Raw genomic sequence first — 26,239 nt, forward strand, 5'->3', positions numbered from 1 at the left:
GAGCATTAGCTACTAGTTCAACTGGTACAAATTGACCTATTTTGCGGGCGGCGAATGTTGTTTTTCCCGGCGGCCGGCAAAACCGCGCTCCCTAGCCCAGATGACCGCCGCCGTGCGGCGGTTAACGCCGATCTTGCCGTATAGCGACGCAATATGATTGCGGATGGTATGTCTGGACAGGTTCAACCGGTCGCTCATTTCCTTGTCGCTGCATCCGTCGCAGATCAGAGACAATATCTGCTCTTCACGCTCGGTGAGATCCTTGAGCGAAGCGGAGGATGACGCCCCGCGGGAATTCTGCCTGAGCCCTGCCAGCCGTTCCACCACGGTGCGACTGAACCATGATGTATCGGCCATGACGCTCTCGATCGCCTCGATCAGTTCGTTCTCGGAGCGGCGTCGTTCCGTCACATCCTGTATCGCCCAGATGACACAGAGCTGGTCATTGATCTCGGCGCGTTCTGCAGAAACGATACATTCGGCCGCGCTGCCATCGGCAAGGTTCATGCGCAGGTTCTCGTTGCGGATCGGGATATTGTCCTTCAGCCGCTTTTCGACATCGCGCCGTGCTGCCACATCGTCCCACAATTTCAGTTCGCTCGCCGTCTTGCCCACCACCTCGGCTTCCTTGCGTCCGCACAGCGTCAGAAATGCATCGTTGACTTCTGTCAGCACGAAATCTTCAAGCCTCGAAATCGCAGCCGGTGCAGGCGAGAGTCGGAAGGATTTGAAAAAGCGCTCCTCGCTCTGGCGAAGGGCATTTTGTGCTTTCCGGCGGCCGTCGAGATCGGCGAAGGTAAAAAGCATGCACGGCTCTTCGGCAACGGCGATGGTTTCTCCCGCCACAATCACCAGCCGGTCGCCGCCGGGAATGGGGATGAGCGCCTCACGCTGGCGTATGACACGTCCTTCATGCAGGCGTTTCAGCGCATCCTCGCCGGTATCGCATTCGGAAAACAGGCCGAGTTCCTCGACGCTGATGCCGATAATATCCTCCCGGCTGAAGCCGGTCATTTCCAAAAAGCCCTGGTTGACGCGAATGAAGCGCTGGTCTTCAAGCCTGCAGATGAGACCAGGTGCGGGATTTGCGTTAAAAGCACTCTCGAAACGTGCCTCCGCTTCGTAGCGCGGCGTCTCGTCACGAATGATCAGCACCAGCACATCCGGTTTCGCGCCGGCATCTTCCAGGATAAGGCCACGCACGGTGTGCACCCAGCATTCGGTTTCATCGTCACTCGGCGATATTTCCACCGTGACGTCTTCAAAGGTCTCGCCGGCAAGAAGCCGCTCAAGCGGATACTGCCCTGCTTCTAGAAGGTGATTATTGCGATACCGAAGCGTGAAATTCCGCCGGTAGCTTTCGGTATCGTCGCCGAGTTCGGATACCGATTCTATGCGGTGCATCACAAGCGCCGCCCTGTTGGCCCAGGCGATTGTTCCGTCGTTTTCGAGAAGGATCAGCCCGTCGCTCAGCCCGGTTACGAGATTTTGCAATACGAGCCGGTTGATCTTGGGAATGGTCAAGCTGTCGTCCATGTCGCCCCTGGCATCTAGAAACTTTATGCCTTTATAACGCCAAGTTCCGCCAAGTGTTGCAAAGCCGGCATAGACGACACGATAACGCGCCGCTTGACCGCGATAAGCGCCGGAATCGGATGGTGCGGATTTGTTGGCTGTCCGTCATACCGTCACCTCAAGGCTCATTTTCGCCCCCTGCAAACGCGGCGGTGATCACTTGCTTATGGGCGCGCCCATCGGACATACTGCCTCTTGAACCACAGATGCCAAGGGCAAGACGACGCCAGAGACTTGAAGCTGGATCGCGCAGCCATCCGAGAAGATTGAGCCATGAATACCCGATTCCTCGAAACCTTTCTCTGGGCTGCCCGATTGAGCAGCTTTTCGGCAGCCGCGGAACGCTTGCACACGACCCAGGCATCTGTTTCAAACCGCATCGCCGCGCTGGAGCGGGAGCTTGGCGTCGTCCTGTTCACGCGTGATGTGCGCTGCGTCAACCTGACGCCCGCCGGTCGTCTGGCGCTGCAACATGCCGAAAAGATCGTCAATCTCACCGGCGAATTCCGGCAAGTCGTCAGCAATCGGGAAGCGCTGAGGGGGACGGTGAGGATCGGTGCTGCCGATACGATCGTGTATGCCTGGCTGCCGCTTCTCATCCGCCGCATGAACGAGCAATATCCCGGCGTCAGTCTGGATCTGACAATCGATACCAGCCTGAAACTCTCCCAGCGTATCCAGAACGGCGAGGTGGATGTCGGCTTCATCATGGGGCCGATCATGGCTGCTGACATCTATAACTCACCGCTTTGCACCTTCGAATCCTGCTGGGTGGGCGCGGTCGAACTGCCGCTGCCGGAAACCGGCGTGACGCTTGAAGATATCGCGCATTTTCCGTTGCTTACCTTCTCCACCGGCTCGCAGCCGCATCAGGCGTTGCGGGCGCTTCTGGATTCGCACGGCCTGTCCGACAGCCGCATTTATAATTCGAATTCACTGTCGATCATGACACGCCTCGTGGCCACGGCCGTCGGCGTCGGTGCGCTGCCGCGTGTCTTGGTGGACGGCATCATCAAATCTGGCGAAGCGCGTATTCTCGACATCACGCCATCGGTGCCGCCCCTGACCTTTCACACGGTTTACGAGGAGCGAGGCGACAATGCGCTCGCCCGCGCGATCGCCGACATGGCGACGGAAATCGTCAGTGAAACCACGATTCAATGGATGACCGCCGCAGCTTAATTTTTATGCTGCATTGCAAGATGATTAATCTATAAGCTTATCTTATGGGTTTCGATAGAGTTTTTCCGTTTGTCACGAAAACAGTTCCCGTTCTTAATTCTCCTCGCAACATGAGAGGAGAGCAACGTGAAAGTCTCACTTGTTCAAATGAATACCCAGAATGACAAGGCAGAGAACCTGAAGGTTGCTGCCGATTTGATTGAGAAGGCAGTCAAGGCGGACGATCCTGACCTTGTTGTTCTTCCTGAATACTTTGCATTTCTTGGAGATAATCCTCGGGAGATGCATGAAAGCGGCGAGGAATTTCCCGGCGGTGAAATCTATACGCTGCTTTCGGGGCTCGCGAAGAAGCATGCCATAACGCTCCATGCCGGCTCCATCGTCGAGAAGGAAGGCAACCGCTTCTATAATTCGACCCTCGTTTTCGGCCCTGATGGCAAGCAGATCGCCCGTTATCGCAAGATTCACCTGTTCGACGTCGATACGCCGAACGGCATCAGCTACCGCGAATCCGATTCCGTCGCCCGCGGCGAAGAGGTCGTAACCTATAAGGTTGGCGACAAGACGGTCGGTTGCGGCATCTGCTACGATATCCGCTTCCCGGAACTGTTCCGTGCGCTGCGGGACAAGGGCGCGGATGTCATCGTTCTGCCGGCTGCATTCACGCTGATGACGGGGAAGGACCATTGGGAAGTGCTGGCCCGCGCCCGCGCCGTCGAGACGCAGACCTATTTCCTTGCCGTCGGACAGATCGGCACCCATGCGGGTGGAAAGAAAGCCTGCTGGGGACATTCCATGGTCATCGATCCGTGGGGTCACATCGTCGCGCAATGCTCCGACACTGTCGGGACAGCCGGCGCCGCTCTCGACTTCGACTATTCGGCCAAGGTGCGTGCCAACGTGCCGGTGGCGAACCACCACGTTCTCTGATCGGAGAAAGACCCAATGTTTATCGTTAACCCCATGCCGGAACAGATCGGCCCCGACATCATCGAACTTCTTGAAAAGGTCGAAGTCGCGACGATCGGCCATGTGCTCCATTCCGGTTTCGTCGATCCTGAAATCCGGGCGGTCCTTCCGGGCAAGCGCGTGGCGGGCACCGCCGTCACGCTTCGCATCCCGAATGCGGATTCGACCATGCTGCACTACCTGACGCAACTCGTGCGTCCGGGCGATATCGTTCTCATCGACCGTTGCGGTGATACCCGCCACGCCTGCTGGGGCGGCGTCATCACCAACACCATGAAGATGGCCGGTGTCAAAGCCGGTGTCGTCGATGGTCCGGCGACCGATTTTTCGGAGTTCACGAAGGTGGACATGCCCATGTGGTGCCGCGGCCCGTCGCCGATCACCACGAAGATCCTCGGTCTGGAAGGCGCGATCAATATTCCGATCAGCGTTGGCGGCCAGGTAATCAATCCGGGTGATGCGATCCTGTGCGATGAGAGCGGCGTGGTCGCCCTTCATCCGAGCCAGGCTCGCGCCATGGCGGAGCGCGCCATCGGCATGCAGGAAGCCGAGATCGTGCTTCTGGAGCGCCTGCGCAACGGCGAGAAGCTGCCGGATATTTCGGGCGCCAATAAATTCGTCCAGGCCAAGCTCAGCGCCTGACACAGGCTTACGGGTGGCGGATCCGTTCGCCACTCCCAATAACAATAGAGGAGAACAGGACAATGAAGAAAACGATACTTCTGAGTGGGATTCTCATGCTCGGTGCGGCTGCCCTGCCGGCGCAGGCCCAGCAGACCGTGACGTTCCTCGGCTATAGCGGCCTTTTCCAGGAGCGTTACACGAAGGCCGTCATCGAGCCTTTCATGGCCGCCAACCCTGACATCAAGGTCGAATATTTCCCGCAGCAGGGTTCTGCCGCCATGCTCGGCTCGCTGCGCGCCCAGAAAGCTGCACCGCAATCCGATATCGCGCTGATGGATGTCTCTGTTGCCAAAACCGGCACGGATGAAGGCCTGTTCGACAAGATCGATGAAAGCGTGACGAAGAATGTCGCCGACCTTTATCCGAACGCCCGCTTCGAAGGTGTGGCCGGTGTTGGCGTGACTTTCGACAACCTGGTTCTCATCTACAATACCGATGCGGTCAAGACCGCCCCGGACAGCTGGAATGCCCTGAAAGACAGCGCCTTCAAGGGCAAGGTCGCCATGCTGAGCGCCCCTGACATCGTCGGTATCGGTACGACGATCATCATGGATCACATGAATGGCGGCAAAGACTTCATCAAGAATATCGACGCCGGCATCAATGCGATGGCGGAAGTCGCACCGAACGTCCAGACCTGGGAACCGAAACCGGAAGTCTATCCGAATGTCGTCAATGGCCAGGTATCGCTGGGCGTGGGCTGGAACGCCCGCAGCCAGGTTAATGCCGATGGTTCCAAGGGCAAGATGAGGGTCGTTCTTCCGAAGGAAGGTACGATCCTCCAGATCAATACGCTCAACCTCGTCAAAGGAGGCCCTTCGTCCGAGGCGGCCCGCAAGTTCGTCGATTATGCATTGAGCCCGGAAGCCCAGGCCGCCTTCACCGCCGCCATGTATTATGCGCCGACCAATGCCAAGGCCACGGTGGCTGCCGATGTCAGCGATCGCACGGTAGTCAAGGCGATGGACAAGGTCATTCCGGTTGACTGGATCGGCCTCTCGAAGGTTCGTGACCAGATCACGCAGGACTGGCGTCGCAAGGTCATTCCGCTCAGCCGCTGAGGCTTTTCGCGCCTGGCGTGAGAAATGGCAAGACTTCCGCACCCCTTATCGGCTGCGGAAGCAGCATACCAAACCCCTCGGCTCATCTTCCCCACCGACGCTCGGGTCGGTGGCGAGGTGGGTCGGCGCGCAAGGGACAGGACATGTTCAAGACGCCAAGTGTCTGACATGCTCTGGAGAAAGGCAAAAAGCCAGAATGGGAACTTCAGACATCATGCAGCCAGGATTTCTCTCAATTCGTTCGCTGACCAAGCGCTATGAAACCATGGTAGCCGTGGATAATCTCAATCTCGAGATACCCAAAGGCGAACTGGTCGCCTTTCTCGGTCCGTCCGGCTGCGGCAAGTCGACGTCGCTGCGCATGATTGCCGGGCTTGCCCCGGTGACGTCGGGCTCGATCCTGATCGATGGCAAGGACGTAACCCGGCTTGCGCCCTACAAGCGCGATATTGGCCTTGTCTTTCAGAGCTATGCGCTGTTCCCGCATATGACGGTTCTCAAGAACGTCATGTTCGGTCTTGAAATGCGCAAGGTGCCGGCTGCGGAAGCGGAACGGCGTGCCCGTGAGGCAATCGCCATGGTGCGTCTGGAAGGGCGCGAGGACCGCCGACCGGCCCAGCTTTCCGGCGGCCAGCAGCAGCGTGTCGCACTGGCACGTGCTCTCGTCATCCAGCCCTCCATTCTCCTGTTCGACGAGCCTCTTTCCAATCTCGACGCCAAGCTGCGCGACGAGATGCGCTCTGAAATCCGCCGTATCCAGAAACAGCTCGGCATCACTTCAATCTTCGTCACCCATGATCAGGTGGAGGCGCTCAGCATGTGCGACAAGGTCGCCGTCCTCAATGGCGGGCGTCTGGAACAGCTCGGCACGCCGCATGACCTCTACGAGCGCCCGGCGACGGCATTCGTCGCCTCTTTCGTCGGCCGCACCAACCGCCTGGTCGGAAACGCGGTCGGCGATCACATCACGGTCGGTGATGCAGTATTGCGGGCGCCCGGTTCGCACAATGGCAAGATCGACCTTATGGTCCGGCCGCATCGCATGGCCATGACGGTGGCCGGTGACGTCGCGCCCGATTTCGAGGGAGCGCCGGTCAATCGTATCGCCGGTGAAGTCCGCGATGTCTATTATGCCGGTGACATCCTCCATTACGAGATCGCCGCGGGCGGCCAGACGCTGTCCGTAGAGCGTGCCACATCAGGCGGCGAAACGCCGGTGGCGGCGGGCAGCGCAGTCAGCCTCGTCTGGCGCGTGGAGGACACGCTGGTCTTCGGAGCAAACCAATGACAGCGGCGGTCATGATCACGGCTCCCGGCAGCCGCACATCCTCCATGGTGTTTCTCGCAACGCTTCTTCTCGGGCCGATCATTGCGGTCAACGGCCTTGCCTTTGTGATGCCGGTCTTCAACCTGCTCCTGCTTTCCTTCCGCGAAAGCCTCGGCGGCGGCGGTCTTGGCGAAGCCCACACACTCGACAACTGGACATCGACGCTGACCGACGGTTTTTATATCGAACTGATCGGCCAGAGCATTCTGACCAGCCTCTTGATCACCGTCCTCACGCTTATCGCTTCCTATCCCATCGCGCTCTATCTTCACCGGGCGCAGGGTCGCTGGAAGACGCTGCTGCTGGTGCTGGTCATCTCACCGCTTTTGACCTCGGCCGTGGTGCGTACCTATGGCTGGATCGCGATCCTTGCCGATGACGGCCTCATCAACAGTATCCTCTTCGCATTCGGTGCGGAAAGCGGTGTGCGGCTGCTGTTCAACAAGGTCGGCGTTGTCATCGGTCTCACCGAAATCCTGATGCCCTATATGATCCTGGCGCTGCTTGCCGGTTTCGGCAGGCTCGATCCGCGTGTCGAGGAGGCGGCCGAAACACTCGGCGCATCGCCCTGGAAGGTGTTCTGGCGCATCATCGTGCCGCTCACCATGCCCGGTGTCGCGCTCGGTTGCCTGCTCTCTTTCGTCCTCGCCGTCAGTTCGTTCATCACCCCCAAGCTGCTTGGCGGCGGGCGTGTCTTTCTTCTCGCGACGGAAATTTACGATCAGGCCATCGTGACGCTCAACTGGCCGCTCGCTGCGACGTTGTCGATGATCATTCTCGTGATCTTCGGTGCAGCTCTGGTGCTTTATTCTCGGCTTCTGCGGGCCATTCTTTAGGGGAGATCAAAGATGGAAGAACGTCCCGTTCCGCTGGCGCTGAAAATCGTCGCCTTCATCATGTTCGTTTTTCTGCTGGCGCCCGTGGTGCTCGTGGTGCCGATCTCGTTTTCGGCCGATAGCTACATGGCTTTCCCGCCTTCGGGCTGGAGCCTGCGCTGGTATGTGGATCTCATGCATAATTCGAAGATGATGGGAGCGCTGGGCACCAGCACCCTTCTCGCCATCATCGTCACCGTGCTGTCCATGCTGATCGCGCTGCCGGCCTCCTATGCCATCGTTCGCATGCGGGTCATCGGCGCGGACGCGCTTCTCGCCTTCTTCACCGCGCCGCTGCTGCTGCCGACAATCGTTCTCGGCCTTGCGATCCTCATCGTCTTTGCCGGTGCCGGTCTGCTCGGCACCTTCACCGGTCTGGTGATCGCGCATCTCATCATCGTGCTGCCTTATGCGCTGCGTGTGCTTACCACCTCGCTTGCCGGCCTGCCGCTGATCTTCGAAGAGGCCGCCTCCACCCTGGGCGCATCGCCGCTCACGGTTTTCCGCCGCGTGACCATGCCGATGATTGCGCCGGGTGTCGTGGCGACGGCGGCGCTTTCCTTTTTGGTGTCGTTCGACGAAGCCGTGATTTCGCTGTTCCTCACGGGTCCGCGCATCACCACGCTTCCGGTCGCCATGTATCAGCATGTGGAGACGCAGGCGGATCCGCTTGTTGCGGCCATTTCCGTTCTCTTGATCGTGCTCACACTTGCCGTCGTCTTCATCGTTGACCGCACGGCGGGCCTGACAAAGACTTTTGTGAAGTAAAGTCGCGGGGTCGCCGGCCGGTGCCGGCTTCCCTTACTGGCAAAGGCGAAGATTTCATTCCCGTTTATCAACACCGCTGCTGCATCGGTGCGACTCGTCGCGCCTGTTGATCTCGCTTGGAACGACGAAGGCAAAGGTAAGCCCATGGCCGAGACCCCCTCCACGGAATTTGATGTCGCCGTCATTGGCGCCGGTGTCGTCGGTTGCGCGGTCGCCCGCCGTTTCGCACTGGCCGGTGCGAAGGTGGTGGTGATCGAACAAGGCCCCGACATCCTCTCCGGCGCTTCCAAGGCCAATAGCGCCATCCTCCATACCGGTTTCGATGCGCCGGAAGGCAGCCTGGAGCTGGAACTGGTGAAGGCAGGCCGGGCGGAATATCTCTCCATTCATGGCCGGATGGGTCTCAGCATCGTCGAAACGGGCGCACTGGTCTGCGCCTGGAACCCGGGCGAAGCGGAAAAACTGCAGGCGATCGCCGAACAGGGGCGGCGCAACGGCATTGCCGGGCTTGAGTTACGCACGGCCGAGCAGGCCCGTGAAGCCATGCCGGGCCTGTCCGGCCGCCTTGTCGCCGCACTTGACGTTCCGGGCGAACATATCATCGATCCCTGGTCCGCGCCGCTCGGCTATCTCACGCAGGCGGTGGCGTTGGGTGCCCAGCTGCTGCGCAACGCGGAGGTCCTGTCCGGTGCATTCGACGGCGTGTGGCAGATAGAGACGACGGCGGGCACTATATTTGCCGCCAGCGTCGTCAATGCCGCCGGGCTGTTCGGAGATATCGTCGACGCACGTCTGGGATTTCCGCCCGACTTCACCATCAAGCCCCGCAAGGGGCAGTTCGTGGTGCTTGATAAAGCTGCCCGTCGGCATGTGCCGCGCATTGTTTTGCCCGTTCCGACCGAAATCACCAAGGGCATCGTGGTGTGCCCGACCGCCTTCGGCAACGTTCTTGTCGGTCCGACGGCGGAAGAGCAGGAAGATCGCGAACGCGCGACGGTCGAGACGGCGACGCTGGAAGGACTGCTGAAACGCGGTGCGGAAATCGTTCCCGCGCTGGCCTCCGGTTCCGTGACCGCTGTTTATGCTGGTCTGCGCCCGGCGTCTGAAAATAAGCACTACCGGATTTCCACCCGGCCAGACCGGCGGGCGATCACGCTCGGCGGCATTCGCTCCACGGGCCTCAGTGCCGCACTCGGACTGGCGCAGCATGCGCTGAGGCTTCACGAAAGTTTCGGTACGCGTTTTAACCCGCCATCCTCAATCCCCGAAGTGACGATGCCCAATCTGACCGAAACCTGCGGGCGGGACTGGCAGCGTGCCGATCACGGCGAAATCGTCTGTCATTGCGAACTCGTCACCCGCCGGGAAATCGAGGCGACATTTTCGAGCCCGGTGCCACCCGGCGATTTCGGAGGCCTGCGGCGGCGTACCCGCGCCGGCATGGGGCGCTGTCAGGGCTTTTATTGTAACGCGCGGTTGGCCGCGATGACCGGCGACCGTCTGGCAACGCCGCTTTCCGTCCGGGAGGGAGCGGACCTATGAGCGCCGGGGAGCAGTTTCAGCGCGTGCATCAAAACCTTGAGAATGCAGATGTCATCGTGGTCGGCGGCGGTCCGGCGGGCGTGGCTGCGGCGCTTGAGCTGAAAGCGCGCGGTATCCCCCGCGTGATGATCCTCGATCGTGAACCCGCTCTCGGTGGCGCCACCCGGCATTGCGTGCATTCGCCCTTGGGCATGCGCGAATTCGGACGCGTCTATTTCGGCCCGGCTTATGCGCAACGCCTGCAGCGGCAGGCGCAGGAAGCGGGTATCGATATCCGCACCGGTCATTCCGTGGTCGAACTGCGGCAGGATGGCACGCTGCTGGTGACATCGGCACACGGCGTCGAGACACTGAAGGCCCGGCGTATCGTGCTGGCCACGGGCGCGCGGGAAAAACCACGCTCCGCGCGGCTTCTGCCCGGTGACAGGCCGGTGGGCGTCCTCACCACCGGCACGCTGCAAGCCTATGTCGCCTTTCACGGCATCATGCCATTTCGCAGGCCGCTGATCGTCGGTTCGGAACTGGTTTCCTTTTCTGCGCTTTTTACCTGCCTTACGCATCATGCCCGGCCGGTGGCGATGATCGAGCCGGAACCTTATCCATTAGCGCGGTGGCCTTTTCGATGCTTTCCGCCGGTTGTTGGGGTGCCCTTTCATTGTGGCGCCGCACTCACGGATATCCGCGGACGCGGCCGGGTCGAGGAGGCGGATATCCGTCTGGTGGATGGTCGTATCCTGACAGTTCAGTGCGATGGTGTTCTGCTCACCGGGCGGTTCACGCCGGAGGCGGCGCTTCTCGATGCATCCGCGGGGTAGGTGGCGGCAGGCAGTGCCGGGCCGTTGATCGACCAGGACGGGCGAATGGCCAATCCGATCTTCTTCGCCGGCGGAAATGTCTTGCGGGCCGTGGAAACGGGCGGCTGGGCGTTTCGCGAAGGCCGTCGGGTTGGCGCGGCGGTGGCAAACGATCTCGCCCGGGCACCCTGCAGCGCGCCGGGGGTGCCCGTCACCTTCGCCGATCCGCTCAAGCTGGCGGTTCCCGCCATGCTGCGGCCTGGCGGGTTTAAACGACCGGCTTTTCGCGACTTCCAGCTTCGTTTCACCAGACGTGTTCGAGGCCTGCTTTCGCTTCATCTCGATGGAAAGGAAGTGTGGAGCAAGACCGGCCAGTGGTTCCCTGAACGCCGTGTGCTTGTGCCCATTCCCGCTGCGGCGTTTGAAGCGGCTCAGATTTCCTTTCATTTTCAGGAGACCAGTTGATGCGCGTTGCGGCGATCGACCAGGGGACGACGTCAACCCGGTGCCTTGTGGTGACCGATGGCGGCACGGCGGAGGTTGTGGCCAGTCGGCGTCACGCACAATTTTACCCCGCCGCCAATCATGTTGAGCATGATCCGGAAGAACTGCTTGTTAATATCCGCGCGGTGCTCGCCGCCGCCGGGCCGGTGGACGCCATCGCCATCGCCAATCAGGGCGAAAGTTGTCTGGCGTGGGATGCCGTCAGCGGTGAGGCGCTCTCGCCAGTCATCGTCTGGCAGGATGCCCGCACCGCCCAAACGCTGGCCGCCCTGCCGCCCTCGGCAACACATCTTTCGAAAGAGATTTGCGGGCTGCCTCTCGATCCGTATTTTTCGGCCAGCAAACTGGCCTGGCTGGTCAGGCACAATCCGGCAGTGGCAGAGGCGAAGACGGCCGGGCGTTTGCGGCTGGGCACCACCGACGCGTTCTTTCTGGACCGGCTGACGGGCTGTTTCCGCACCGACCTTGCGACGGCGTCGCGCACGGGGCTGCTGGATCTTTCAACCGGAGACTGGAGTCCGGAGCTCTGCGCGCTGCATGGCGTGACGATGGATTGCCTGCCCATGGTCGGCCCTGTCGACGGCGGCTTCGGCTCGATCGAAGGAACGCCCATCCGCGTTTCCATCGTTGATCAGCAGGCCGCACTTTATGGCCACGGCTGCCGCACGGCAGGCGATTGCAAGATAACTTTCGGAACGGGGGCGTTTCTGTTGTCCGTTGCCGGTAACGGGCGCCCATCGACGGGAGAGCTTCTGCCAACAATTGCCTGGCAGATGCAGGGCGCGCCTGCCGTTTTCGCCATTGAAGGCGGCGTCTATGATGCCGGCGCGGCGGTCGAATGGGCGAGAAAGATTGGCCTCTACGCTGAAAATGCCGAAATCGATTGTTTTGAGGGGCCATCAGCCATTCGCCGTGGTCTCGCGTTCGTACCCGCGTTTTCTGGCCTTGCCGCGCCTTATTGGGACAGACACGCCGCGCCGCTGTTCATCGGTATGAACCACGCCACCGAGCGGAGTGACATGGTGCGCGCGGTGCTGGAAGGCATTGCCCTGTTGACGGCGCGGCTGATCGAAGCTGCATCGGCGGTTGCTCCCATAGGCGACACGATCTCCATCGATGGCGGCCTGTCGAACAGCCGCTATTTTGTCCGTTTTCTGGCAGCAGCCAGCGGCCGGACCATTTGCGTGCCGGCCATGCGCGAGTTGACGGCGCTAGGGCTGGCCGAACTGTGCGGCATTGATGTCGCCGCCATGCGGCGCGAGACCGAGATATTCGCGCCCGATGGATCGGTCGGCGCCGAAGATCATGCCCGGTTCGCACGCGCCATAGACAATGCCCGCTGCTGGGGGCGGTAAGGCGCCTCGGCAACAGCTGTCACGCCTCCCTTGTCGTAGAGGGACCAGTGGGTGGAATTGAACAGGCGACAAAGGCGACGAAATTTGATAAATTACAAGTCGGCCGGTTGCTGTTTGACGCACGGGTGAAAGCCGCCTGGCGTTCCCATACTGCCAGCCGGATCATGGCGCAGGAGGAGAAGTGCTATGACGGCATTCCATGTCATGGCCGGTGCGAGTGGCGAATTTGCCCGCCCGGAAGTCCGCAAGATTGGTATTGCAGATATAGCCGACGCGTTAAGGCTGGGACTGGAGGACTTTAAAGAAAAGCCGTCCCATTATTTTTTTCTCTGTCTCATGTATCCGATCGCCGGTGTTTTCATGGTGATGTGGAGTGCCGGCGCTAATATGCTGCCGCTGATCTATCCCCTGATGTCCGGTTTTGCACTGATTGGCCCAGTCGCGGCGATCGGCCTCTATGAAATCAGTCGACGGCGCGAACAGGGGTTGGATAGTTCATGGCGGCACGCGCTGGAGGTTCGTCACTCTCCGGCACTGCCGTCGATCATCGCGGTCGCCGTCATGCTGCTTGCGCTTTTCGCCGTCTGGCTGACTGTTGCGCAGCGCATATACTCCGTGAATTTCGAGGCGACGGCACCGGTTTCGCTCTCCACCTTCCTCTCCGATGTATTGATGACCCCGCAAGGACTCTCTCTCGTCATCTGGGGCAATCTGGCTGGCTGCGTTTTTGCCGTCATCGTGCTGGCGACAACGGTGGTGACGTTTCCTCTGCTGCTTGATCGGGATGTCGGCGCGGTCGCGGCGGTGGATGCAAGCATCCGTGCCACGCTTGCCAACCCGGTTCCGGTGGCGCTGTGGGGCTTGATTGTCGCTGCGCTGCTCGTTCTCGGGACGATCCCGGCATTCATCGGTTTAGCGGTTGTCGTGCCCGTTCTCGGCCATTCTACATGGCACCTTTATCGGAAAATGATCGTCCCCGATTATTCCAGCCGTGTGCCTTGAATTTATCGAGCAAACCTGTCGTGCCGTTCTTGCGGTGATGACGGGTAACCTTCGAAAGCGGCGGTTCGCAAGACCGGCGCACCACATTCAGGATTTTGGAAGCAGCACGCCAACGGCAAATTCTTCCTCGGTTGCCGTGTGGCCGGCCTGTGTCTTGCGATATTCGCTGGGCGTAAAACCGCGCTCGGTTCGAAGCGTACGGGAAAGGTGGGGTGCGTCGCAAAAGCCGGTGGCAAGCGCGATCTGGGTGATGGGGTCGTGCGTGGTGCGCAGGAGCGAGAGCGCCCGGTCGAGGCGGAGCTCGAGATAGACCTTGGATGGTGCCGCCTTCAGATCATTGAGGAAACGCCGCTCGAGGCTGCGGCGGCCAAGGCCGAGGTCGCTTGCCAGTTCCAGCACGGTCTTGGGAACCTCGATATTCTGCTGCATCCGCAGGATCGCTTTTTTGACAAGGGGATCGCTGGCCTTACGTGTGCTCTGCTGGCCCGGCTGGGGTTTCTCACCGCTCAGCGCGCTGTCGATCATCATGATGTTTAGGCTCTTGATGGCGGCGGATTGGCCGACATGGCGCTCGACGAGGAAAGCCGCCAGATGCGCGGCACCATGGCCGCCCGAACAGGTCAGCCGGTCGCGGTCGATGACGAAGATCTGGTCGGAGATCATCTGAACCGTATCGAAACGGTCGAGAAAATCCTGGTGGTGGAACCAGCTTACGCAACAGCGATAGCCATCGAGCAGCCCTGCTTCGTGGAGGATGAAGACGCCGGTGCAGAGGCCGACAATCGGAACGCCTGCCGTTGCGCGATCCTTCAGGAAGCGCAGTGCTTCCGGCGGCAGGGCGCTGTGATCGCTGATCAATCCGCCGACAACGACGATGTAGTCGTAGTGACCGGCATCGCTCAGCCGCGTATCCGGCTGCACTTTCACACCGCAGCTCGACTGCACGCTGCCGAGCGTTGCGGAGAGCACCGACCATTCGCAGAGGATGGGTCGGGAGCGGTCCGCCTCATCGGCGGCAAGGCGCAGCACGTCGACGAAATTTGCGAAGGCCGACAGCGTGAAGCGGTCGGCAAGCAGGAAGGCGACGCTGAGGCGTTTTTTGGCGGCGTGCGATTTCATGACGCAAATATTCATGCAAACAGACGCGATTGTCCAGCCGGGCGATGGCAAATGATCCTAGCTTTTGCGACAACAGATTTTCCAACCGTCGGGTCCGATCATGACGCGTTTTAATGCTTTCAGTCTTTTGAAGAATGCCCTGACGGGCAATAAAAACTGGGAAGAACAATGGCCCGACAGCCAGCCGAAGGCCGAATATGACGTGATCATCGTCGGTGCCGGCGGCCATGGTCTTGGGGCGGCCTATTATCTGGCCAGCCAGCACGGCATCACCAATGTTGCTGTCATCGACAAGGGCTGGCTCGGCGGCGGCAATACTGGCCGCAACACGACGATCATCCGCTCCAACTATCTCTATGACGAAAGCGCCCGCCTTTACGATCACGCCGTCGATCTATGGGAAAATCTCAGCCAGGAACTGAACTACAACGTCATGTATTCGCGGCGCGGCGTGCTGATGCTGGCCCATAATGTGCACGACGTGCAGAGCTTCAAGCGTCACATCCATTCCAATCGCCTGAACGGTGTCGACAATCGCTGGCTCACGCCTGAAGAATGCAAGGAATATTGCCCGCCGTTGAGCCTTTCGCCCAATGCGCGTCACCCTGTCATGGGGGGCGCATTGCAGGAGCGCGCCGGCACGGCGCGCCATGATGCGGTCGCCTGGGGTTATGCGCGCGGTGCCGCCGCCCGCGGTGTGGATATCATCCAGAACTGCCCGGTCACCGCTATTCGCCGCAACGCCGACGGTTCCGTTGCCGGTGTCGAGACGGCGAGGGGCTTCATCAAGGCAAAGAAGGTCGCAGTCTCCGCCGCCGGCCACACGTCTGTCGTCATGGATACGGCCGGTGTCCGCCTGCCGCTCGAAAGCTATCCGCTGCAGGCGCTGGTATCGGAGCCGATCAAGCCGATTTTCCCCTGTGTTGTCATGTCGAACGCCGTGCACGCCTATATCAGCCAGTCGGACAAGGGCGAACTGGTGATCGGTTCGGGCACGGACCAGTATACGTCCTATTCGCAGCGCGGTGGCCTGCCGCTGATCGAGCATACGATCGCCGCCATCGTCGAAATCTTCCCGATCTTCAACCGCATGCGGATGCTGCGCAAATGGGGCGGCATTGTCGACGTCACGCCGGATCGCTCGGCCATCCTCGGCAAGACCCCTGTCACTGGTCTTTATGTGAATTGCGGCTGGGGCACTGGCGGGTTCAAGGCCACGCCGGGTGCTGCCCACACCTTCGCCTGGACCATCGCCAAAAACGAACCGCACCCGATCAATGCGCCGTTCACGCTGGAACGCTTCCGCTCCGGCCGCCTGATCGATGAGGCCGCCGCCGCCGCCGTGGCGCACTGAGGATAACGACAATGCTTTTGATCCGCTGCCCCTATTGCAACGAAACGCTGCCCGAAGCCGAATTCACCTATGCCGGGCAGGCCCATGTCGTCCGCGCTGCCGATCCCTCGTCGCAGAGTGATGAGCAATGGGAAGAATTCCTGTTCATCCGCGAAAACGTCAAAGGTCCGCATTTCGAACGCTGGCGGCACCTGCATGGTTGCGGCCGCTTCTTCAACGCCGTGCGCGACACGGTAAGTGACCGTTTCCTCACGACCTATCGTGCGGGTGAGCCGCGCCCTGAACTGTCCTCCCTGACACGCTTGACCGCAAGCTCCGAGGTGTCGAAATGAACTCCTATCGCGTTTCCGGCCGGGGCCGGGTGGATGCTTCCCGTTCGGTCAGCTTTACCTTCGACGGCAAGACCTATCGCGGCGTCAAGGGCGATACCGTCGCCTCCGCGCTTCTCGCCAATGGCGTGCATCTCATGGGCCGCTCGTTCAAATACCACCGCCCGCGCGGCCCGGTGGCGGCGGGTTCCGAGGAGCCGAATGCGCTGATCGGCACCCGCCGCAGCGCCGGCCGGTTCGAGCCCAATACCCGCGCCACGGTGCAGGAAATCTGGAACGGGCTGGAAACCACCTCGCAGAACAAATATCCGAGCCTGAAATTCGATATCGGCGCTGTCAATGACATGGCCTATATGCTGTTTTCGGCCGGGTTCTACTACAAGACGTTCATGTGGCCGAAGAGCTTCTGGAACAAGGTCTATGAGCCCTTCATCCGCGCGGCCGCGGGTCTCGGCGTTTCGCCGACGGAAGAAGATCCTGACACCTATGCCTCGCGCAACCTGCATTGCGATGTGCTGATTGTCGGTGCCGGTCCCGCCGGTCTCGCAGCTGCGCGCGCGGCGGCGGTGGATGGCCTCAAGGTCGTGCTGGTCGATGAAAATGCCGAAGCCGGCGGAACGCTGCTCTCGGAACCGCAGGCGAAGATCGATGGCAAGCCCGCATGGACCTGGCTTGCTGATGAATTGAAGGCCCTGAAGGATCAGGGCGTCAAGGTGATGACCCGCACCACGGCGATTGCCTATTACCACCAGAACATGATCGGCCTTTGCGAAAAGCTGACCGACCATCTCGAAACCGTGCCGAAGGATGTGCCGCGCGAACGCCTGTGGCGCGTTCGGGCGCGTCAGGTGGTGCTGGCGCAGGGCGCACTGGAAAAACCGCTGGTTTTCCACGGCAATGACCGGCCGGGCGTGATGCTCGCAGGTTCCGCCCAGACCTATCTCAACCGCTATGGCGTCAAGGTCGGTAACCGCCCGGTGGCGGTGACGAGCCATGACAGCGCCTGGTATGCCGCTTTCGATCTTCACGGTGCTGGCGCACCTGTTCAGGCCATCGTCGATACCCGCGCCAAGGTGCGCGAGGAGCTGGTAAACGAGGCGCGTGCGCTCGGCATTCCGGTCAAGCTCTCACATACGGTCACGGCGACGTCGGGGCGGTTGCGCGTCAAGTCGGTTCGCGTCAATCCGGTGAATGGTTCCACGGTCGGCGCAGGTCAGGAAATTGCCTGTGATGCCGTGCTGATGTCGGGCGGCTGGACGCCATCGCTGCATCTCTTTTCCCACACGCAGGGCAAGATTGCCTGGGATGACGAGCGCACGACCTTCCTGCCAGCGCTCACCAATGAGGATTGTGTGATAGCGGGCGCCGGTCGCGGGCTCTGGGGCATCGAGGCCGCACTGAAGGACGGTGCGGAGCGGGGCCGTGAAGTCGTTGCAGCCCTTGGCAAGAACGCCAATGTTTCCAGCCATGCGGTCGATCATGATCGCATCGGCAGCGGTGTATCGCACACGGAACTACCAAGCGACCGCGATGCCGGCAAGGCCAAGGCCTTTGTCGATTACCAGAATGATGTGACCGCCAAGGATCTGCGGCTTGCCGTGCGAGAGGGCATGCGCTCCATCGAGCATGTCAAACGCTACACCACCAATGGCATGGCCACCGATCAGGGCAAGATGTCCAACATCAACGGCCTCAACATCGCTGCGGAAGCGCTGGGCAAACGCCAGCCGGAAGTTGGGCTCACCACCTTCCGTCCACCCTATACGCCGACAACCTTTGGCGCCTTCGCCGGTTATCACCGCGGCGCGCACTTCGAAGTGACGCGCAAGACGCAGATCGACAGTTGGGCTGAGGCCCATGGCGCGGTTTACGAGCCGGTCGGGCAATGGCGTCGCGCCTGGTATTTTCCAAAGCCTGGCGAGGATATGGATGCCGCCGTTCGCCGCGAATGCCGGGCGGTGCGCCAGAGTGTGGGCATTTTCGATGCCTCGACGCTCGGCAAGATCGAGGTCGTCGGCCCTGATGCGGTCGAGTTCATGAACCGCATGTATACCAATCCCTGGACAAAGCTTGCCGCCGGTCGCTGCCGTTATGGCCTGCTGCTTGGCGATGACGGCTTCATCCGTGATGATGGCGTTATCGGCCGCATGACCGAAGACCGTTTCCATGTCACCACCACCACGGGCGGTGCCGCCCGGGTGCTGAACATGATGGAGGATTACCTCCAGACGGAATGGCCCGATCTCAATGTCTGGCTGACATCGACCACGGAGCAATGGTCGACCATTGCGCTGAACGGCCCGAACGCGGCAAAGCTGCTTGCACCGCTGGTGGAAGGTGTCGAGCTGACCGAAGAGGCCTTCCCGCATATGTCCTGCGTGGAATGCACCGTTGCCGGCATGCCGGCGCGGCTATTCCGCGTCAGCTTCACCGGCGAGATCGGCTTCGAGGTCAATGTGCCTGCACCGCTCGGTCGCAAGCTCTGGGAAATCCTGTGGGAGGCCGGTCAGCAATATGAGATCACGCCTTATGGTACCGAGACCATGCATGTGCTGCGCGCGGAAAAGGGCTACATCATCGTCGGGCAGGATACCGACGGCACGGTGACGCCATACGACGCGGCGATGGGCTGGGCCGTGGGCAAGAACAAGCCCGATTTTGTCGGCAAGCGCGGCCTTGCCCGACCCGATCTCGTCGCCAAGGGCCGCCGCCATCTCGTCGGTCTACTGACGGAAGACCGTTCGAAGCTGGAAGAGGGCGCACAGATCGTCTTCGACCCGAAACAGCCGATCCCGATGAAGATGGTTGGCCACGTAACGTCATCCTACCATTCGGATGCCGTTGGCCAGCCGATCGCGCTGGCTCTGGTGGAAGGCGGCCATGAGCGGATGGGCGAGACCGTCTATATTCCCATGCTGGGCCGCACCATTGCCGCAAAAATCACCGGGATGGTCTTTGTCGATCCCGAAAACACCCGCCTTAAAATCTGACCCGGAGCCGACAATGAACATGCGCGTTTCCTCCTCCGTTTCCGGCGTGCTTGCCGAAAGCAAAGCGGCACGGGTCAGCATCTCGGCCACACAAGCCCGGTTTTCGCTGCGTGCGCGCGGCGATCTGGCGCCGCTCAACGCTGGCCTCGGCCTCGACTTGCCCGACCGGATCGGCGCCCGCGCCGCTTCCGGTGAGATTGAAGTTCTGCGCCTTGGTCCCGACGAGTGGACCGTCGTTGCACCGACGGCCGAAATCAACAGGCTGATCGCGGCCTGCGCAGACGTTTATGCCGACCTTCCGCACAGTCTTGTCGACATTTCCGGCCGTGAAGTGACGATGTTGATCGAAGGTCCGCGGGCTGCTGAGTTGCTGACATTGGGCTGCGCCCGCGACATCGACACGATTGCCGTTGGCGAGGGACGCCGGACGATTTTCGACGGCGTGACCGTGGTGCTTTGGCGAGATGCTGAACACCGGTTCCGCATGGATGTCTGGAACAGTTTCGCGTCGCATCTCGGCCATCTGCTTGAAACCGGCTGCAGGGAGCTCGCCGCCGAAACCGCCTGAACGCGTTGCAGTTTCAGAACCCTCCAGGAGCTGATCCACCAAGGGGAGCAGGATTTGACCACCTATGTCATGAAAGTCTCGTGCCCGGCGCGCAGCGGCATCGTTGCGGCCGTATCCGGATATCTCGCGCGGTCCGGCTGCAATATCAATGACAGCTCGCAATTCACCGATCAGGAAACCGGCCGTTTTTTCATGCGGTTGAGCTTCGTTTCGGAGCAGGGGCTGGAGCGGGACGCTCTCGCCGAGGGTTTTGGTCCGGTCGCCGTCGACTTCGACATGCAATACGACATCCACGACCTTTCCCGCAAAACCAGAGTGGTGATCATGGTGTCGCGCTTCGGTCATTGCCTCAACGATCTGCTTTATCGCTCCCGCATCGGCGCATTGCCGGTGAAGATCGTCGCGGTGATATCCAATCATCTCGATTATCAGAAGCAGGTCGTGAACGACGACATTCCGTTTCATCATATCCGCGTCACGCCTGAGACAAAACCGGAAGCCGAAGCGGAAATCCTGCAGGTGGTGCAGGATACTGGCGCGGAACTCGTCGTTCTCGCCCGTTACATGCAGGTTCTGTCGGACCGGCTGTGCCAGGAAATGTCGGGCCGCATCATCAACATCCACCATTCCTTCCTGCCATCATTCAAGGGCGCAAATCCCTACAAGCAGGCCTATGAGCGCGGGGTACGGCTGATTGGAGCAACCGCCCACTACGTCACCGCCGATCTCGATGAAGGGCCGATCATCGAGCAGGACACGATCCGGGTAACCCATGCACAGAGCGCGATGGATTATGTGTCACTCGGCCGCGACGTGGAGAGCCAGGTGTTGGCGCGCGCGATACATGGCCATATCCACCACCGGGTTTTCCTGAATGGCAACAGGACCGTGGTTTTCCCCGCCTCGCCGGGAGAATATGTCTCGGAGCGGATGGGCTGAGCGCGGTGCTGCCGTAGCCCCGGCTCCGCCATCCCCTTGAACAGGCGCGGGCTGCTGAACGGCAGCCGCCCTCGTCCGGTGCCGGGTCAACCGTCATACTCATCGTCGGTGACCTGTTCCAGCCAGTCCACCACCTTGCCGTCCTTGACCTCCTGAAGCGCGATATGGGTCATGGCCACATCAGGTGCGGCCCCGTGCCAGTGCCTCTCGCCCGGTGCGAACCAGACGATATCACCGGGGCGGATTTCCTCCACCGGGCCACCGTCACGCTGCGCCCGGCCGAGACCGGAAACCACGATCAGCGTCTGACCGAGGGGATGGGTGTGCCATGCCGTTCGCGCCCCGGGTTCAAATGTAACCTGAGCGCCCTGCACCCGCTCTGCATCGAAGGGGTTGAAGAGCGGATCGATGCGGACCGTGCCCGTGAACCAGGCCGCGGGGCCTTTTGCCGATGCCCGTGTTCCTGCGCGCAATATTTCCATGGTCATTCTCCTGACTGATGTTCCAGGCCGGCGTGAAGCGCGTGGCCTGCCGTCGCCCACAGGGCGGGGCGGGGTCATCGCTTTCCGCATTCTGTGAAGCCCTGCCGCCGGTCTCCGCCACGCGCTTCATTCTCGCGTGTTTCCGAGAGTTGCGCCGGCCGCTTCCGGGACCTTTTCAGACCGCTCGACAAAAATCAATCTCGGGATTGACTCACTTATGAAAACGGTTACATTCGCTGATGTAAACGGTTTCATAGTCGATATCCGTTGCTTGGAGGAGCAAGTTTTCATGTTTAGACATTTGTTGGCTGCTGCCGCGATGGTGTTGGCGGCGGGCACGTCCTTGCACGCGCAGGAACAGAGTTTCAAGATCGGTCTTTCCAATTCTTTCGTCGGCAGCGAATGGCGCACGCAGATGATCGAGGAAGCTCAGGCTGCCGCGAAGGCGTGGGGCGAAAAGGGCGTCAAGGTCGAGGTTGTCGTCCAGAGCGGCAATGTCGACGTGCAGGGGCAGATCGGTCATATCCGCAATTTCATGAACCAGGGCGTTGATGCGATCCTCATCAATCCCGGCAGCCCGACCGCCTTCGATCCAATCTTCGCGCAGGCCAAGGCGCGCAACATCCTCGTCATCGCAACCGACGCCGAAGTGTCCTCCAAGGATGCGATTTATGTCGGTATCGACCAGAAGGCATGGGCCGCGCAGTCGGCGCAATGGCTGGCGGATGCGCTGAAGGGCAAGGGAAGCGTCGTCGCCATCAACGGTATCGCGGGCAATCCGGCAAACGAAGCCCGCGTCGCCGGTTATCGCGAAGTGTTCAAGAAATATCCTGACATCAAGGTGCTGAACGAAGCCAATGCGAGCTGGGATCAGGCGCAGGGGCAGCAGGCCATGCAGAACCTGCTTGCCACTTATCCCGACATCAGCGGTGTCTGGGTGCAGGACGGCATGGCCGACGGCGCGTGGCGCGCCATCGAAGCCGCCGGCAAGACGAAGGACATTGCTGCGACCGGTGAAATCCGCAAGGACTTCATGACCCGCTGGGAAAAGGAAAAATTCAACTCCGGCGCCTCGGTCAATCCGCCCGGCGTGATGGCCAGTGCGCTCAATGTCGCTGTCCTGAAGCTTCAGGGCAAGGAATTCAAGGACGGTATCTTTGGCGGCACCTATGGCAACGCCATCTATATTCCGATCCCTTTCGTCAGCAACGAAAACCTTGCTGACAATATCAAGGCTGCAGAAGGCAAGCCCGGTTACTGGTCCGTCACGGCGACCGTGACGCCGGAACAGGCCGGCGAGTTCTTTAAATAAGAACCGTCCCGGGCCGGCGGAAGCGCCGGCCCGAACCGGAATTTCGAGTGCGGACCGCGCGTTGGCTGGCCGCCTGTGATAAGCATTATTCGGGGACATGCGATGGCGAACGCTTTGGAAGCGGCCGGCATAACGAAGAATTTTGGCGCCGTACGTGCGCTTTCGGACGGCAGGCTGACTGTTGGTCGCGGTGAAATTCACGCGCTGCTGGGCGCCAATGGCTGCGGCAAGAGCACGCTCTGCAAAATCGTTGCGGGCGCGGTGGCGCCGACGAGTGGCACGATCAAATTCAAGGGCGAAGATGTGCGCTTCAAGAGCCCGCGTGACGCCGAAGACGCCGGTATTGCGCTGTTTTACCAGGAACTCAGCCTTGTTCCGCATCTTTCGGTTGCCGATAACATCTTTCTCGGCCGGGAGCCGAAACGTGGCATTTTTGTTGACCGTAAGGTGCTGAAAGCCGAGGCGGCAGGGCTGATCGCCCTGTTTGACGGCGTGGCCGGCGAAGGACTGGAGCCGGATGCGATCGTTGGCACTCTGCCGCCCGATCAGCGCCAGCTCGTCGAAATCCTCAAGGTCTTTGCCCAGAATGCCAGCCTCATGATTATGGATGAGGCTACGGCAGCGCTCGATGGCCGCCAGTCCCAGCGCTTTTTTGAGATACTCCGGGCCAAGAAGGCTGATGGTGTCTCGACCATCATGATTTCCCACCGTCTCGACGAGGTTGTTGCCGTCTGCGACCGCATTACCGTGATGCGAAACGGCGCAACGATTTCCGAGCTCGATACGGCGGCAACCACGCGTGAAGCTGTGGTGCACGATATGGTCGGCGATGTCCGCGCAGCACCTGCCCGCCAGCAGGGACGCGCTGCCGCAACTCCCAGCCTCAAGGTGACGGATGTTACAGGCGAAGGCGTGCGCGGTGTCAGTATTGAAGCCTATCCGGGTGAAATCGTCGGTCTGGCCGGCCTGCAGGGGCAGGGACAGTCGGCGCTTTTGAAGGGGCTGTTCGGCGCGACGCCCTTTGCGACGGGCCAGACATGGTTCGATGGCCGTGAAATTACCATCGGCAAGCCATCGCACGCGGTTCACAACGGTTTTGCCTATGTCTCGGGCGACCGCGGGCGTGACGCTTCCCTTCAGGGCCGGTCGATCTTCGAAAATCTCGTCGCGGCCCTGATGGTGCGCGAAAAGATGCGGCTCGTCCGGCCCGCCACGCTGAAGCCGCGGGTGCAAAAGGTCGCGGATGATATGAAGACGAAGTTTGCCGGCCTTGATATGGCGATCGGCACGCTTTCCGGCGGCAATCAGCAGAAGATCTTCATTTCCCGCTGGCTTGCAACGGCACCGAAACTGCTTCTGCTGGATGATCCGACCAAGGGTATCGATCTCGGCGCCAAGGCCGATCTTTTTGCGCTGATGCGTCAGCAGGCCGATGCCGGCGCGACCATTCTTCTCTACTCTTCGGAAGATGCGGAAATCCTCGAATATGCCGACCGCATTCTTGTGTTCAACGGTGGACGCATTTCTGCGGAACTGACCGGAGCCGACATGACATCTGTAAACATGACCCGCGCCGCTTATGGAGATGCCGCATGAGCGTCTCCGGTTTCCTGCGCAGGCAGCCATGGGTCATCACCCTCGTCGTTCTGGCCGTTCTCGTCGCCGTTAATACGTTCCTGCAACCGTCCTTCGTTCAGCCCTCGGTGCTGCAATCGAACCTGACGACGTTCCTGCCGCTGATCCTGGTCGCCATCGGCCAGACCTATGTCATTCTGGCGGGCGATATAGATTTGTCGGTTGGCAGCATCGTGGCGCTCGCCAATGTCGTCACCGTCAGCGTCATTGCTGCTCTTGGCGGCACGACTGGCGCTGTCTTCGCCGGCATGGCAGCGGGTGTAACCGTTGGGCTACTCTGCGGCCTGGTCAACGGCCTCTTCATTTCGAGCCTGCGTTTCCAGCCGATCGTGACCACCTTCGCGACAGGCATCATCTTTGCCGGGATGGCGATCTGGGTTCTGCCGCAGGCGGGCCTGCCGGTGCCGGAGGCCTATTGGCAGACCTATTCCGGCAGCTTCTTCGGCCTGCCCTTCGTGCTTTGGGTGCTGATTGCCGGCATCGCCTTCACGCTTATCGTGTCGCGTATCCCTTTTCACACGCATCTGCTTGCGGTGGGTGGCAATCGCACCGGCGCCTTCCAGACGGGGCTACGCCTCTCCGGCATCCGTATCGGCGCTTACATGATCTCTGGTCTTTTCTCCGCGCTGGCGGCGCTCTGCCTGACGGGTGAGACGGCCTCCGGCGATCCGCTTCTCGGTGCAAGTCTGGCGCTATCTTCCATCTCTGCGGTGGTCTTGGGCGGTACGGCGCTTTCCGGCGGCTTCGGCAGTTCGACCGGGTCGATCGCGGGCGCGCTGGTGCTGGGCATGATCGGCAACGTGATCTTCTTTGCGGGCCTGCCCTTCGAGTACCAGACACTGGTGCAGGGTCTGATCGTGCTGACGGCTCTGGCCGGTGGCGTTCTGGTGACGAGGCGTTGATATGACCAATCCCGGCTTGCAACTCAAAACCCTTCTCACCGATCCCCTGACCATCGCCATTGGCGCATCGGCTTTCCTGCTGCTTGTTGGCGAATTGTTGTCGCCCGGCTTCGCACAGGGATCGCAGATCGTGCGGCTGCTGACGATTGCCGCCATTCTCGGTATCGTCGCGGCGGGCCAGAATCTCGTTATCCTCGGCGGACGCGAAGGCATCGACCTTTCCGTCGGCGCGATGATCTCGCTCGGCGCGGTGCTTGCCGGCAATATGATGAACGGGCAGAATGCCGGTATTCCCCTTGCCATTCTGGTTGCGGGCGGCATTCCGTTCCTGATCGGCCTCATCAACGGTCTCGGCATCACCTTCGTGCGCATTCCGCCGCTGGTAATGACGCTCGGCATGACGGCGGTCATCCAGGGCGGGCTGGTGGTTTATTCGCAGGGCGTTCCGTCAGGTGCGGCGGCTCCGCTGCTCGCAGGTTTCATCAACCGCCCGCTCATCTTCGGCATTCCCGGTGTACTCTTCGTCTGGCTGGGCATCGCCGCGATCATGCTCTTCGTCCTGCGCCGCACGGCTTTCGGCTTCGCCATTTACGCCATCGGCTCCAACGAGCGGGCGGCGACGCTGGTAGGTCTTCCTGTTCCGCTGATCCGCACGCTGCTTTATGGCCTTTCCGGCCTGTTCGCTGGCCTGACCGGGGTTTGCGTCATCGGCTACACCGGCACGTCCTTCATCTCTGTCGGCGACCAGTATGTGCTTCCGTCGATCATCGCAGTGGTCATTGGCGGCACCTCGCTGGCCGGCGGGGCTGGCGGATATGTCGGAACCATGGCCGGCGCAGTTGCGCTCACCATTCTGCAAAGCGTACTGATAACGCTCAACCTCGATGTATGGGCACGGCAGATCATATTCGGTGTCACGTTGCTAGCGCTGATGCTGCTTTATGGCCGCCAAAAGCAGTTGCGTGTGTGAC

At 60.8% G+C, this 26,239-nt stretch carries 22 protein-coding genes and 1 pseudogene; 20 read left to right on the forward strand and 3 right to left on the reverse strand.

Annotated elements, in window-relative coordinates; translation table 11 throughout:
* Positions 1-36 precede the first annotated feature (36 nt).
* Positions 37-1,536 carry a helix-turn-helix transcriptional regulator gene (locus EGT36_RS25075; RefSeq protein ID WP_045531491.1) on the reverse strand — a complete coding sequence of 500 codons (1,500 nt, stop codon included), beginning with the start codon at positions 1,534-1,536 and terminating at the stop codon, positions 37-39.
* A 312-nt stretch (positions 1,537-1,848) separates the two neighbouring features.
* Between EGT36_RS25075 and EGT36_RS25080 the strand changes: the two genes are divergently transcribed.
* The 11 genes and pseudogenes from EGT36_RS25080 to EGT36_RS25130 all read left to right on the forward strand — a co-directional run bounded on the left by EGT36_RS25080 (position 1,849) and on the right by EGT36_RS25130 (position 13,638).
* Entirely contained in the window at positions 1,849-2,757 is a 909-nt protein-coding gene (locus EGT36_RS25080; RefSeq protein ID WP_125271266.1) for a LysR family transcriptional regulator, read from the forward strand.
* Between the two features lie 147 nt (positions 2,758-2,904).
* Positions 2,905-3,687: a carbon-nitrogen hydrolase family protein gene (locus EGT36_RS25085; protein WP_222856825.1), complete on the forward strand. Its 783-nt coding sequence runs from the start codon at positions 2,905-2,907 to the stop codon at positions 3,685-3,687.
* Between the two features lie 15 nt (positions 3,688-3,702).
* Entirely contained in the window at positions 3,703-4,368 is a 666-nt protein-coding gene (locus EGT36_RS25090; RefSeq protein ID WP_006698407.1) for an RraA family protein, read from the forward strand.
* 62 nt (positions 4,369-4,430) lie between these two features.
* Entirely contained in the window at positions 4,431-5,471 is a 1,041-nt protein-coding gene (locus tag EGT36_RS25095) for an ABC transporter substrate-binding protein (protein ID WP_113381737.1), read from the forward strand.
* Positions 5,472-5,685: 214 nt separating this feature from the next.
* Positions 5,686-6,759: an ABC transporter ATP-binding protein gene (locus EGT36_RS25100; protein WP_004445420.1), complete on the forward strand. Its 1,074-nt coding sequence runs from the start codon at positions 5,686-5,688 to the stop codon at positions 6,757-6,759.
* Complete coding sequence (locus EGT36_RS25105; protein ID WP_125271268.1) at positions 6,756-7,634, forward strand: ABC transporter permease; 879 nt, start codon at positions 6,756-6,758, stop codon at positions 7,632-7,634. Before EGT36_RS25100 ends, EGT36_RS25105 begins: the two co-directional genes overlap by 4 nt.
* Before the next feature lie 12 nt (positions 7,635-7,646).
* Positions 7,647-8,441 carry an ABC transporter permease gene (locus EGT36_RS25110; RefSeq protein WP_004445418.1) on the forward strand — a complete coding sequence of 265 codons (795 nt, stop codon included), beginning with the start codon at positions 7,647-7,649 and terminating at the stop codon, positions 8,439-8,441.
* A gap of 144 nt (positions 8,442-8,585) precedes the next feature.
* Entirely contained in the window at positions 8,586-9,983 is a 1,398-nt protein-coding gene (locus tag EGT36_RS25115) for an NAD(P)/FAD-dependent oxidoreductase (protein WP_125271269.1), read from the forward strand.
* Positions 9,980-11,242, forward strand: a pseudogene (locus tag EGT36_RS25120) (NAD(P)/FAD-dependent oxidoreductase). The gene EGT36_RS25115 and the pseudogene EGT36_RS25120 overlap by 4 nt, the downstream one beginning before the upstream one ends.
* Positions 11,242-12,636: an FGGY family carbohydrate kinase gene (locus tag EGT36_RS25125; RefSeq protein ID WP_108081522.1), complete on the forward strand. Its 1,395-nt coding sequence runs from the start codon at positions 11,242-11,244 to the stop codon at positions 12,634-12,636. The pseudogene EGT36_RS25120 and the gene EGT36_RS25125 overlap by 1 nt, the downstream one beginning before the upstream one ends.
* Positions 12,637-12,822: 186 nt before the next feature.
* Positions 12,823-13,638: a DUF2189 domain-containing protein gene (locus tag EGT36_RS25130; RefSeq protein WP_125271270.1), complete on the forward strand. Its 816-nt coding sequence runs from the start codon at positions 12,823-12,825 to the stop codon at positions 13,636-13,638.
* 87 nt (positions 13,639-13,725) lie between these two features.
* On the opposite strand, the gene EGT36_RS25135 is transcribed toward EGT36_RS25130, so the two are convergent.
* The gene (locus tag EGT36_RS25135; protein ID WP_037091363.1) at positions 13,726-14,772 is read right to left on the reverse strand and encodes a GlxA family transcriptional regulator; all 1,047 of its coding nucleotides are present in this window, start codon (positions 14,770-14,772) and stop codon (positions 13,726-13,728) included.
* Positions 14,773-14,857: 85 nt separating this feature from the next.
* On the opposite strand from EGT36_RS25135, the gene EGT36_RS25140 reads away from it, so the two are divergent.
* The 5 genes from EGT36_RS25140 to purU are packed head-to-tail and all read left to right on the forward strand — an operon-like array spanning position 14,858 to position 20,937.
* Positions 14,858-16,111: a sarcosine oxidase subunit beta family protein gene (locus EGT36_RS25140; RefSeq protein ID WP_113381731.1), complete on the forward strand. Its 1,254-nt coding sequence runs from the start codon at positions 14,858-14,860 to the stop codon at positions 16,109-16,111.
* A gap of 11 nt (positions 16,112-16,122) precedes the next feature.
* The gene (locus tag EGT36_RS25145; RefSeq protein WP_004445406.1) at positions 16,123-16,443 is read left to right on the forward strand and encodes a sarcosine oxidase subunit delta; all 321 of its coding nucleotides are present in this window, start codon (positions 16,123-16,125) and stop codon (positions 16,441-16,443) included.
* Positions 16,440-19,430 (forward strand): sarcosine oxidase subunit alpha, encoded by a 2,991-nt coding sequence (locus EGT36_RS25150; protein ID WP_125271271.1) that lies wholly within the window; start codon positions 16,440-16,442, stop codon positions 19,428-19,430. Before EGT36_RS25145 ends, EGT36_RS25150 begins: the two co-directional genes overlap by 4 nt.
* A gap of 13 nt (positions 19,431-19,443) precedes the next feature.
* Positions 19,444-19,998, forward strand: coding sequence for a sarcosine oxidase subunit gamma family protein (gene soxG, locus EGT36_RS25155; RefSeq protein WP_125271272.1), 555 nt, complete (start codon positions 19,444-19,446; stop codon positions 19,996-19,998).
* Positions 19,999-20,052: 54 nt separating this feature from the next.
* Positions 20,053-20,937: a formyltetrahydrofolate deformylase gene (purU, locus tag EGT36_RS25160; RefSeq protein ID WP_034496963.1), complete on the forward strand. Its 885-nt coding sequence runs from the start codon at positions 20,053-20,055 to the stop codon at positions 20,935-20,937.
* An 86-nt stretch (positions 20,938-21,023) separates the two neighbouring features.
* On the opposite strand, the gene EGT36_RS25165 is transcribed toward purU, so the two are convergent.
* On the reverse strand, positions 21,024-21,419 hold the full coding sequence (locus tag EGT36_RS25165; protein ID WP_004445400.1) for a (R)-mandelonitrile lyase: 396 nt from the start codon (positions 21,417-21,419) through the stop codon (positions 21,024-21,026).
* 289 nt (positions 21,420-21,708) lie between these two features.
* On the opposite strand from EGT36_RS25165, the gene EGT36_RS25170 reads away from it, so the two are divergent.
* The 4 genes from EGT36_RS25170 (at position 21,709) to EGT36_RS25185 (ending at position 26,238) form a co-directional block, all read left to right on the forward strand.
* Entirely contained in the window at positions 21,709-22,731 is a 1,023-nt protein-coding gene (locus tag EGT36_RS25170; protein WP_006698395.1) for a substrate-binding domain-containing protein, read from the forward strand.
* Between the two features lie 102 nt (positions 22,732-22,833).
* Positions 22,834-24,327, forward strand: coding sequence for a sugar ABC transporter ATP-binding protein (locus tag EGT36_RS25175; protein WP_125271273.1), 1,494 nt, complete (start codon positions 22,834-22,836; stop codon positions 24,325-24,327).
* Positions 24,324-25,268 carry an ABC transporter permease gene (locus tag EGT36_RS25180; RefSeq protein WP_125271274.1) on the forward strand — a complete coding sequence of 315 codons (945 nt, stop codon included), beginning with the start codon at positions 24,324-24,326 and terminating at the stop codon, positions 25,266-25,268. The genes EGT36_RS25175 and EGT36_RS25180 overlap by 4 nt, the downstream gene beginning before the upstream one ends.
* Before the next feature lies 1 nt (position 25,269).
* Positions 25,270-26,238, forward strand: coding sequence for an ABC transporter permease (locus EGT36_RS25185; RefSeq protein WP_004445396.1), 969 nt, complete (start codon positions 25,270-25,272; stop codon positions 26,236-26,238).
* Position 26,239: the final 1 nt, after the last annotated feature.

This window comes from Agrobacterium sp. FDAARGOS_525, from assembly GCF_003938925.1.
GTDB lineage: Bacteria > Pseudomonadota > Alphaproteobacteria > Rhizobiales > Rhizobiaceae > Agrobacterium > Agrobacterium pusense.

Coding starts and splice junctions, on each gene's coding strand:
- EGT36_RS25105 (WP_125271268.1), top strand. CDS start 6,756: ATGACAGCGGCGGTCATGATCACGGCTCCCGGCAGCCGCACATCCTCC.
- EGT36_RS25075 (WP_045531491.1), bottom strand. CDS start 1,536: ATGGACGACAGCTTGACCATTCCCAAGATCAACCGGCTCGTATTGCAA.
- EGT36_RS25090 (WP_006698407.1), top strand. CDS start 3,703: ATGTTTATCGTTAACCCCATGCCGGAACAGATCGGCCCCGACATCATC.
- EGT36_RS25125 (WP_108081522.1), top strand. CDS start 11,242: ATGCGCGTTGCGGCGATCGACCAGGGGACGACGTCAACCCGGTGCCTT.
- EGT36_RS25175 (WP_125271273.1), top strand. CDS start 22,834: ATGGCGAACGCTTTGGAAGCGGCCGGCATAACGAAGAATTTTGGCGCC.
- EGT36_RS25100 (WP_004445420.1), top strand. CDS start 5,686: ATGCAGCCAGGATTTCTCTCAATTCGTTCGCTGACCAAGCGCTATGAA.
- EGT36_RS25080 (WP_125271266.1), top strand. CDS start 1,849: ATGAATACCCGATTCCTCGAAACCTTTCTCTGGGCTGCCCGATTGAGC.
- EGT36_RS25185 (WP_004445396.1), top strand. CDS start 25,270: ATGACCAATCCCGGCTTGCAACTCAAAACCCTTCTCACCGATCCCCTG.
- EGT36_RS25145 (WP_004445406.1), top strand. CDS start 16,123: ATGCTTTTGATCCGCTGCCCCTATTGCAACGAAACGCTGCCCGAAGCC.
- EGT36_RS25165 (WP_004445400.1), bottom strand. CDS start 21,419: ATGGAAATATTGCGCGCAGGAACACGGGCATCGGCAAAAGGCCCCGCG.
- EGT36_RS25110 (WP_004445418.1), top strand. CDS start 7,647: ATGGAAGAACGTCCCGTTCCGCTGGCGCTGAAAATCGTCGCCTTCATC.
- EGT36_RS25170 (WP_006698395.1), top strand. CDS start 21,709: ATGTTTAGACATTTGTTGGCTGCTGCCGCGATGGTGTTGGCGGCGGGC.
- EGT36_RS25130 (WP_125271270.1), top strand. CDS start 12,823: ATGACGGCATTCCATGTCATGGCCGGTGCGAGTGGCGAATTTGCCCGC.
- EGT36_RS25135 (WP_037091363.1), bottom strand. CDS start 14,772: ATGAATATTTGCGTCATGAAATCGCACGCCGCCAAAAAACGCCTCAGC.
- EGT36_RS25150 (WP_125271271.1), top strand. CDS start 16,440: ATGAACTCCTATCGCGTTTCCGGCCGGGGCCGGGTGGATGCTTCCCGT.
- EGT36_RS25095 (WP_113381737.1), top strand. CDS start 4,431: ATGAAGAAAACGATACTTCTGAGTGGGATTCTCATGCTCGGTGCGGCT.
- EGT36_RS25115 (WP_125271269.1), top strand. CDS start 8,586: ATGGCCGAGACCCCCTCCACGGAATTTGATGTCGCCGTCATTGGCGCC.
- EGT36_RS25180 (WP_125271274.1), top strand. CDS start 24,324: ATGAGCGTCTCCGGTTTCCTGCGCAGGCAGCCATGGGTCATCACCCTC.
- EGT36_RS25085 (WP_222856825.1), top strand. CDS start 2,905: ATGAATACCCAGAATGACAAGGCAGAGAACCTGAAGGTTGCTGCCGAT.
- EGT36_RS25140 (WP_113381731.1), top strand. CDS start 14,858: ATGACGCGTTTTAATGCTTTCAGTCTTTTGAAGAATGCCCTGACGGGC.
- soxG (WP_125271272.1), top strand. CDS start 19,444: ATGAACATGCGCGTTTCCTCCTCCGTTTCCGGCGTGCTTGCCGAAAGC.